Genomic DNA, 237 nt, shown 5'->3' with positions numbered 1-237 from the left:
TGATAAAGAAGGCACTATCTTTAATTGCATCCTCCAAAAGCTCACGAACCCTTCTTCGACGTTCACGAACTTCTGCTTGTTTATTATTCAAGATATTTTGAATATTTTCAGGAAGTTGCGTAATATTCGTTTTCTTACGGAATTCCTCAATACGCAATGCTTCTCCGATTTCCTCGATATAGGCCTCATTACCACCAAGTTTAATGATCATTTCCCCGTTACCCGAGGTCATCATCA

1 protein-coding gene is annotated in these 237 nt (G+C 38.8%); it reads right to left on the bottom strand.

All coding sequences use genetic code 11. The features are described from left to right. On the bottom strand, positions 1-237 hold a 237-nt coding region (locus RYX56_RS25165), incomplete at both ends, for a hypothetical protein (RefSeq protein ID WP_317124489.1).

It is taken from the genome of Alkalihalophilus lindianensis, assembly GCF_032843265.1.
In the GTDB taxonomy this organism is placed as follows: domain Bacteria; phylum Bacillota; class Bacilli; order Bacillales; family Bacillaceae_D; genus Alkalihalophilus; species Alkalihalophilus lindianensis.
The sequence above is the reverse complement of the archived record's forward strand: the minus strand, read 5'-3'. Positions and strand labels throughout refer to the sequence as shown.